This window comes from Halomonas sp., from assembly GCF_031581305.1.
In the GTDB taxonomy this organism is placed as follows: Bacteria; Pseudomonadota; Gammaproteobacteria; order Pseudomonadales; family Halomonadaceae; genus Halomonas.
Genome location: NZ_JAVLBC010000145.1, coordinates 1 through 8,030, shown reverse-complemented (window position 1 = coordinate 8,030; position 8,030 = coordinate 1). Strand labels below are relative to the sequence as shown.

General features: G+C 63.7%; 8 protein-coding genes. 4 read left to right on the top strand and 4 right to left on the bottom strand.

Features of this window, described 5'->3' with window-relative positions:
- The 3 genes from RI841_RS12030 to RI841_RS12020 all read left to right on the top strand — a co-directional run.
- Nucleotides 1-1,592, top strand: a 1,592-nt coding sequence (locus tag RI841_RS12030) for an EAL domain-containing protein (RefSeq protein WP_310705841.1), incomplete at its 5' end; no start/stop codon positions are given.
- Between the two features lie 161 nt (nt 1,593-1,753).
- A complete protein-coding gene (locus RI841_RS12025; protein ID WP_310705840.1) occupies nt 1,754-1,960 on the top strand; it encodes a hypothetical protein in 207 nt (68 codons plus the stop codon).
- A 309-nt stretch (nt 1,961-2,269) separates the two neighbouring features.
- On the top strand, nt 2,270-2,692 hold the full coding sequence (locus RI841_RS12020) for a CBS domain-containing protein (protein WP_310705838.1): 423 nt from the start codon (nt 2,270-2,272) through the stop codon (nt 2,690-2,692).
- Between the two features lie 227 nt (nt 2,693-2,919).
- On the opposite strand, the gene RI841_RS12015 is transcribed toward RI841_RS12020, so the two are convergent.
- The 4 genes from RI841_RS12015 to RI841_RS12000 all read right to left on the bottom strand — a co-directional run bounded on the left by RI841_RS12015 (nt 2,920) and on the right by RI841_RS12000 (nt 6,439).
- Entirely contained in the window at nt 2,920-3,390 is a 471-nt protein-coding gene (locus RI841_RS12015) for a GAF domain-containing protein (protein ID WP_310705837.1), read from the bottom strand.
- A gap of 299 nt (nt 3,391-3,689) precedes the next feature.
- Nucleotides 3,690-4,484, bottom strand: coding sequence for a MetQ/NlpA family ABC transporter substrate-binding protein (locus tag RI841_RS12010; protein ID WP_310705836.1), 795 nt, complete (start codon nt 4,482-4,484; stop codon nt 3,690-3,692).
- Between the two features lie 262 nt (nt 4,485-4,746).
- Nucleotides 4,747-5,400 carry a methionine ABC transporter permease gene (locus RI841_RS12005; RefSeq protein ID WP_310705835.1) on the bottom strand — a complete coding sequence of 218 codons (654 nt, stop codon included), beginning with the start codon at nt 5,398-5,400 and terminating at the stop codon, nt 4,747-4,749.
- The gene (locus tag RI841_RS12000) at nt 5,381-6,439 is read right to left on the bottom strand and encodes a methionine ABC transporter ATP-binding protein (RefSeq protein WP_310705834.1); all 1,059 of its coding nucleotides are present in this window, start codon (nt 6,437-6,439) and stop codon (nt 5,381-5,383) included. Before RI841_RS12000 ends, RI841_RS12005 begins: the two co-directional genes overlap by 20 nt.
- Nucleotides 6,440-6,986: 547 nt before the next feature.
- Here RI841_RS12000 and RI841_RS11995 point away from each other — a divergent pair.
- On the top strand, nt 6,987-7,616 hold the full coding sequence (locus RI841_RS11995; RefSeq protein WP_310705833.1) for a riboflavin synthase subunit alpha: 630 nt from the start codon (nt 6,987-6,989) through the stop codon (nt 7,614-7,616).
- The last annotated feature ends 414 nt before the right edge of the window (nt 7,617-8,030 follow it).

Below are 8,030 nucleotides of genomic sequence, written 5' to 3'. Positions count from 1 at the left end.
CCGAGCTGACCGGCTACCGGCGCGAGGAGGTGCTCGGCCAGCCCCCCGAGGCATTCGGCCTGCAGTGCCTGGCCGGCGAGCGCCCCCTGCGGCTGTGGCAGGCGCTGCAGGTCGACGATCGGGTGAAGACCGAGGTCTCCTACCGCGACTGCCGAGGCAGGGTCCACCCGGCTCTGCTGTCGGTGCGCCGGGTGCGTGACGCGGCGGGCGAGGTCTCCCACCAGGTCATCGTGCTGGCCGACCTGGCGTCGCTGACCTCGGCGGGGCGCCAGGCCGGACGGGAGGTCTATTTCGACGGCCTCACCGGCCTGCCGAACCTGCACCTGCTCACCCAGCTGATCCACGAGTCGATGCAGCACGTGCGCCAGCAGGGCGGGCAACTGGCCGTCTGTGCCCTGGACATCGACCACTTCAAGCGCATCAACGACCGCCTGGGGCGGGAGGTCGGCGACCTGCTGCTCTCTACCTTCGCCCATCGGGTCAGCCACCTGCTGAGTGGCGACGACGTCCTGGCGCGCACCGGCGGCGACGAGTTCGTGCTGCTCCAGCACGATGTCGAGGGCGATGGCGACTTCGAGCAGCTGCTCGAGGCGATTCGCCAGCCCATCGTCATCGAGGGACAGTCGCTGCGCGTCTCGGCCAGCCTGGGCATCGCCGTCTATCCCAGCGACGAGGTCGAGGGGGACGTGCTGCTGCGCCATGCCAACCAGGCCATGTACCGCGCCAAGCAGCGTGGCCGCAACCTCTACCATGTCTTCGACCCGGGGCTCGACCGCCAGCTGAGGCTGCGTCAGGAGCGCCGCCAGCGCCTGGCCACGGCCGTGGCCGGCCAGGAGCTGCGGCTCCACTACCAGCCCCAGATCGACATGCTGGGCGGCCGGGTGATCGGGGTCGAGGCCCTCGTGCGCTGGCAGCATCCCGAGGAGGGGCTGCTGGTGCCGGGCGCTTTCCTGCCAGTGACCGAGGGAACCTCGCTGGAGGTCGAGCTCGGCGAATGGGTCATCGAGGCGGCGCTGAGGCAGCTGCAGGCCTGGCTGGAAATGGGCATCGCGCTGACGGTGCACGTCAACATCAGCCCCGCCCACCTGCTCAGCGGCAACTTCCCCGAACGCCTGGGCAACCTGATGGCCGGTGTCCCGGAGGTGCCCTCGCGGCTGCTCAAGCTGGAGGTGCTGGAGACCGCCGCCATGCACGACATCCAGGCCGCGCTGGAGGCCATGCGACGCTGCAAGGTGCTGGGCATCGACTTCGCCATCGATGACTTCGGCACCGGCTTCTCCTCGCTGACCTACTTGCGCCAGCTGCCGGTGGACCTGATCAAGATCGACCAGAGCTTCGTGCGCGACATGCTGACCGACCCGGATGACATGGCCATCGTCGAGAGCGTCATCTACATGGCCAACCGCTTCAAGCGGCCCATGCTCGCCGAAGGGGTGGAGACCCTGGACCATGCCCGTGCCCTCCTGTCGCTGGGCTGTACTCTGGCCCAGGGCTACGGCATCGCCAGGCCCATGCCAGCCGGCGAGCTGCCGGAATGGCTCGAGGCATGGCAGGGTCGCCACGACTGGCAGGCGCTGTCCCGCGGCGCCTAGGTGTGACCTCTCGGTAGGTTGTTCATCCGGATCCTACCCGGAAAACTGGCTGCGCTAGACCATACGGCGACGTGGTAGTGGCCGTGGCGGCGTCGCCGAAGGCCGGTCCAGGCGTTACATTCCCCACTCCCGGCCGCCATGACGCCGACTTCTAGCACGCCATGTGGCAGGAGCTGCAGGCCCACGGCTACTGGCATGGCGAGATCTGGAACCGGCGCAAGATCGGCCAGCTGTTCCTCGAGCAGCTGACCATCACCGCCATCACCGACGACCAGGGCGTCACCAACCACTACGCGGTGTTATTCACCGATATCAGCCAGCTCCGCGAGAACGAGGAGCGGGTGCGCCGCCCTATGTCCTGCAGTTGAAAAAAAATCGCATCGAGAAAGGTGGCGGTCTCAAGATTCGTCGAAGTCGGTTCAGCCGATGCGGCATTAAATTAATAATTATTAAAATAGTATGTTGCGAACCAAAGTCATCGATGAGACGGCATGGAGGTTGTCGATTGATCTCGTCTCGCTCAATCTCTCGCGATAATTCACCGAATACCGGTTTGAAAAGTCCTGTTTGTCGAACTAACCTTAATGTTGGGGCTTGGAGTCACATTTTGATGTTTCTTTTCAATGCGATAATTGTGCATTTAGGCCTTGATGTTTCCACTGCATAGGAGGTTTGCCATGCAAGCTAAAGAAGTCATGACCACGCGCCCCGAGTATCTGGATGCTGATGTATCGATTCGCGAGGTCGCCGACAAGATGCGCGATATCGATTCCGGTTTCGAGCCTCTGGTCAAGAACGACAAGGTGGTGGGTGTCGTTACCGATCGCGATATCGTCGTCCGTGGAATTGCCGAAGGCATGGATCCGGCAGGAAAGGCAATGGACATCGCCTCCGACAAGCCGCTCTACACCTTCGAGGACGAAGATCTGACCGCTGTGCTCAAGAACATGCAGCAACAGAAGGTTCAGCGGCTCCTGGTGCTAAACAACGCCACCGACAAGGATCTGGTAGGTATCATTACCATCGGTGATATTGCCGACCACTGTCATGATGACGACCTCGCTAAAGAGATCGTCGCCAGCGCCAGGCACTATGCGTAAGGCATAAGCCCTCTGGAACATGCTATCCAGAAAAAGCCGTCTCCTGAATAGCGGCCCCGCCAACAATGGCGGGGTCATCAGCAATTAAATGGCCGTAACTGATGAGCATGATCAAGAGGACCGCCAAGAGGTCGCCTCGTTTTTGAACACCTAGTAGGTTTCTTGTCCTGAGTAAATTCTTTACCCTGTGCCGCTCGAACCGATGTTCTCCGGGCATGGTATATTGCTTACTGAAACGCCTTTGCCAGGTCTGTGTTCTCAACAAATGTCATCATCAGTGATTCGGTGCCTGCCTGGTCGACCTCGCTGAAGCGTCCCTCGTTCGGGCTATCGAGGTCCAGCACACCCCACAGGCGGTCGTTCACCACGAGGGGCACCACCAGTTCGGCACGAGATTGCGCATCGCAGGCGATATGGTCCGCCAGGGCATGCACGTCATCCACGCGCTGGCTCCTGCGCGTGCGGGCTGCGGCACCACAGACCCCCTTCGAGAAGGGGATGGGGTGACAGGCCGGCTTGCCCTGGAAGGGGCCCAGCGAGAGCATCTCCGGCTGGCGTTGCAGGTAGAAGCCCACCCAGTTGAGGTCGTGGAGCTCCTGCATCAGGAAAGCACAGGTCTGGGCACTGTTGGTCAGCCAGTCGCGGGTATCGAGCAGGGCTTCGAGCTGGCGGGCCAGCAGGGGGTAGTCGGGTATCATGGCGGCTCCTTTAACGACAGGGGCCGGCACAGTGGCTGGCCCTTTGGCTATCTCGAATCGTGTTTTCGCTCGGGGCTGATCCGTCGTCAAGCCTTCGAGCGGGGCCGGCCTTCCGGAGGCGCTGTGAACCCATCCCTGGGCGCTACCGACGCCCTGCTGCGCTCTCGCATCCTGCTCCGCTTGCAGGGCCGGTGCTGGCCATCCATGGCCAGCCCGTTCGGAGGAATCCTCCTCACCCCTGGCGTAGGACCTCCTCTCCGGCTTGCCCCCGGCGCCCCTCGCGCCAGGCTTGAGTTACCTTACTTCCAGCCGGGCACCGCCTGCGGTCCAAACAGTTCTGCTGCCTTGGCCTCGACTTCCTCGGTCTGGTAGGCCTCGACCAGCTGCTGGATGGCCTTGCGGTCCTCGTCACCGCCGCGCACCACGATCAGGTTGACATAGGGAGACTCCGGCCCCTCCTTGATCAGGGCGTCGTCCAGGCTCAGTCCAGCCGGCTGGGCGAAGGTGTTGTTGATGAACGCCATGTCCACGTCGGGCAGCACGCGCGGCAGCTGGGCGGCCTCGATCTCGCGGAAGTCGAAGTCGCGGGGGTTCTCGGCGATATCCAGCGGCGTGGCTTCCAGGTACGCCGGATCCTCTAGCTCGATCAGCCCCTCGTTGTGCATCAGGATCAGGGAGCGCCCTTCGTTGGAGGGATCATTGGGCAGGGCGATGGTGGCCCCGTCCGGGAGTTCCTCGATGCTGTCGTACTTCGCTGAGTAGGCGCCGATCGGGTAGACGAAGGTATAGCCGGCGATGGCGAAGTCGTAGCCCCGATCCTCGACCATGGAGCGCATGTAGGGCTCGTGCTGGTAAGCGTTGGCGTCGAGGCTGCCGTCGGCGAGGGCGGCGTTGGGGGTCACGTAGTCGGTAAACTCGATGATCTCGACCTCCAGGCCGTACTCGCGCTGGGCAATCCCGGCGGCCACTTGCATCACGTCGGTCTCGGGACCGGCCACGGTGCCTACCTTGATGGAATGTTCGTCGGCCAGGGCGTTGCCGGCGCCGAGGGTCAGGGCGGAGGCGGTCAGGGTGCCGATCAGGCTCTTGCGCATATGGTGGTTCTCCTTTCGTACTATCTCTACATGAAGAGAATAATAGATTAATTTCTAATAGCTAAATACTATATATTGCGTTTCTATATTGGGGAAGGCGCTGATTTGCGTTGCGAGCGAAGAGAGGCTGGCCGACCCCGGAGCACAGCTCCCGGTGTGTGGCCTGCTACATGAGGAGGCGACCGGGCCGGCGCACCGGCACCGCCGGCGGCCAGCTGTTTTTATCAAGGGCCCGAGCGCAGGAGTAAATCAGTGTCTTCACTCACTTGTGGTCGCTTTTTCGGACCAGATAATCCCCCAGGCTCTGGAAGCCCTGGACCATCACGACCAGGATCACCACGGTGATCAGCATGATGGTGGGGTTGAAGCGGTTGTAGCCATAGCGGATGCCCAGGTCGCCCAGGCCGCCACCACCCACGGCACCGGCCATGGCCGAGTAGCTGACCAGGGTGACGGCCGTCACCGTGAGCGCTGTGAAGATGCCGCCGCGCGCCTCGGGGACCAGCACCTTGGTGATGATCTGCCAGGGTGTGGCGCCCATGGACTGGGCGGCCTCGACCAGTCCCGGGGGGATCTCGTTGAGGGCGCCCTCGACCAGGCGCGCCACGAAGGGGATGGCGGCGATGGTCAGGGGAACGGCTGCGGCATTGGTACCGATCGATGAGCCGACCAGCATCCGCGTGAAGGGGATGATCGCCACCATCAGGATGATGAAGGGGATCGAGCGACCGATGTTGGTGATCGCCCCCAGGACCCGGTTGAGCGTCGGCTCGGCCAGTATCTGCCGCGGCCGGGTGACGTAGAGCAGCACGCCCAGCGGGATGCCCACCAGGGACGAGATCACTCCCGACACGCCCACCATGTAGAGCGTATCCAGGGTGGCCTTGAGGATCAGGTCAATCATCGCGCTGGACATGGCCGAGCACCTCCACCTGCAGGTCGTGGGTTTCGAGATAGTCGAGGGCCTCGCGGGTCTTCTCCCTCGGGCCCATCAGTTCGGCAATCATCAGCCCCAGGGTGCGCTCCTGGATCGATTCCACCTTGGCCTGGAGAATGCTGACGTCCACGCCGCACTCTCTGGCCAGCCGCGAGATCAGCGGGGTCGAGACGGCATCGCCCGAGAAGGCCAGGCGAACCACCGGGTGGCTGTGTGGCCCGGGGTGCTCCTCGAGGCGTTCGAACAGGGCGCGCGGTGGTTCCAGCTCCAGGAAGTCATTGAGGAAGTCGCGCCCCAGGCGAGTGCGTGGCGCGGTGAAGAAGTCGCCCACGTCGGCTTCCTCGACCAGTTCGCCGTCGGAGATCAGGCTGACGCGGTGGCAGATCGACTTGACCACCTCCATCTCGTGGGTGATCAGCAGGATGGTCAGGCCTAGCTTCTGGTTGATGTCGCGCAGCAGTTCCAGGATTGACCCGGTGGTATGGGGATCCAGTGCCGAGGTGGCCTCGTCGCAGAGCAGCACCTTGGGACGGCTGGCCAGCGCCCGGGCAATGGCCACGCGTTGCTTCTGGCCGCCCGAAAGCTGCGCCGGGTACTGGCGCGTCTTGTCGGCCAGGCCTACCAGCTCCAGCAGGGGCGTGACCCGCTCACGAACCTCGCCACGCTTCATGCCCATCAGCTCCAGCGGCAGGGCCACGTTGGCGAAGACGGTACGTGAGGTCAGCAGGTTGAAGTGCTGGAAGATCATGCCGATCCGGTGACGTGCCTGGTTGAGCGCCGCCCCGGAAAGGGCGGTCAGTTCCTGGCCGTCCACGGTGACGGTGCCCGTCGTGGGGCGCTCCAGCAGATTGACGCAGCGGATCAGGGTGGACTTGCCGGCACCGGAGAGGCCGATCACGCCATGGATCCGGCCCTGGGGCACGTGGAGGTCAGCATGCTTGAGTGCCGTCACGGCAGAGCTGGTGCTGCGCCGCCCCCTCGGATAGTAGGTCTTGGAAACGTCGTGGAGTCGAATCATCACAGCCGCCGGTGGGGGCGCCGGTCGAGCGTCGGGCGGGCAGGGCAGTGGGTAGGCACGAAAAAAAAGCCACCCTGGCGGGTGGCCATCAACGCTGGACACACCCTTTTAGCTGCACTTCACGGCGTGGGTTGCCCTGAGGGCAATCCGCGACGTCGGCGCCCGCAATCCGGGAGTCAAATCGGCGCCTTCAAATATGTAGCCGCTAACGATAGGTTTCGAACGAGCGTATGTCAATGACAATGGGCGATGATGTCGTCAAGAAAGCTTCGTCCTGGAGGAATTTCCTGCATGGCAGGATAGTGCTGGAAGATATCCGCGGTGATGAGCGTTTGAGCCCCTTAGGGGTCAGACCCCGGCGGCGATCGCATCCGCCGGGAAAGCGCACGATGACGGACCTCCTCGTATGGTCGGGGTCTGACCCCAAAGGGCCTGTGCGCCTCGCCCCTCGCTTTGCCCCTCACCCTCATGGACGTCGTCCCCGGGGTTGCCTAGACTGGCGCTCTTTCCCCGGCCCGGTCACGGCCGGCCAGCAGCAGGAGCGTTCATGTTCACAGGCATCGTACAGGGCACCGCCGAGGTGGTGGCTATCCATGAGGCGGAGGCCTTTCGTACCCATGTGCTGGCGCTGCCGGCAGAATTGCGTGAGGGGTTGGCGCTGGGTGCTTCGGTGGCCCACAACGGGGTCTGTCTCACGGTGACTGCCCTCGATGGCGAGTGCGTCAGCTTCGACCTGATGCGCGAGACCCTTCGGGTGACCAATCTTGGTGCGGTGAAGGAGGGGGATCGTGTCAATATCGAGCGGGCGGCGCGCTTCGGCGACGAGATCGGCGGCCATGCCATGTCCGGCCACGTCATGGCCCTGGCCGAACTGGTCGAACTCGACGAGGCGCCCAACAATCGCCGGCTCTGGTTCGAGGTGCCTCACCCCCTGGGACGCTTCCTGTTCGACAAGGGTTATATCGGGGTGGACGGTATCAGCCTGACCATCGGTGAGGTGCGCTCGGCCACCGCGGATCACGGCCCGCGGTTCTGCGTCGACCTGATCCCCGAGACCCTGGCCCGCACGGTGCTGGTGGAACGGGGGCCGGGTGATGCCGTCAATATCGAGATCGACCCCCAGACCCAGGCCATCGTCGAGACGGTGGAGCGGGTGCTGGAAGCGCGTGGCGTGTGACACGAACGAAAGACCTGACCGTTTCGTCAAGTCTGTGTTGGTGGGTCGGGCGGCGAATGGCCCGCAAGTTGCTTAACTAGGTGGGAGCGTGCTGCCTGTGGGCGCCCAAGGTAATAGGTGTACCGAGGTGAGGGGCGCCGGGGATGGGGCGTAGAGGAGGTCCTACGCCAGGGGTGAGGAGGATTCCTCCGAACGGGCTGGCCATGGATGGCCAGCACCGGCCCTGCAAGCGGAGCAGGATGCGAGAGCGCAGCAGGGCGTCGGTAGCGCCCAGGGAAGGGTTTACAGCGCCTCCTCGTAGACCCATCGCCGGAGTAGCCCCGAGTTGTGCCACTATTGCCGACTGCCATTTGTAGTCACCCGGGCGCCTCGCCACACGCCAAGGCTTTGGGTACCATAGGCGGCTTTTCTCGC

What these genes read in the sequence shown, in the direction of transcription:
- RI841_RS12025 (WP_310705840.1), top strand. Translation starts at nt 1,754, where the DNA reads ATGTGGCAGGAGCTGCAGGCCCACGGCTACTGGCATGGCGAGATCTGG.
- RI841_RS12020 (WP_310705838.1), top strand. Translation starts at nt 2,270, where the DNA reads ATGCAAGCTAAAGAAGTCATGACCACGCGCCCCGAGTATCTGGATGCT.
- RI841_RS12015 (WP_310705837.1), bottom strand. Translation starts at nt 3,390, where the DNA reads ATGATACCCGACTACCCCCTGCTGGCCCGCCAGCTCGAAGCCCTGCTC.
- RI841_RS12010 (WP_310705836.1), bottom strand. Translation starts at nt 4,484, where the DNA reads ATGCGCAAGAGCCTGATCGGCACCCTGACCGCCTCCGCCCTGACCCTC.
- RI841_RS12005 (WP_310705835.1), bottom strand. Translation starts at nt 5,400, where the DNA reads ATGTCCAGCGCGATGATTGACCTGATCCTCAAGGCCACCCTGGATACG.
- RI841_RS12000 (WP_310705834.1), bottom strand. Translation starts at nt 6,439, where the DNA reads ATGATTCGACTCCACGACGTTTCCAAGACCTACTATCCGAGGGGGCGG.
- RI841_RS11995 (WP_310705833.1), top strand. Translation starts at nt 6,987, where the DNA reads ATGTTCACAGGCATCGTACAGGGCACCGCCGAGGTGGTGGCTATCCAT.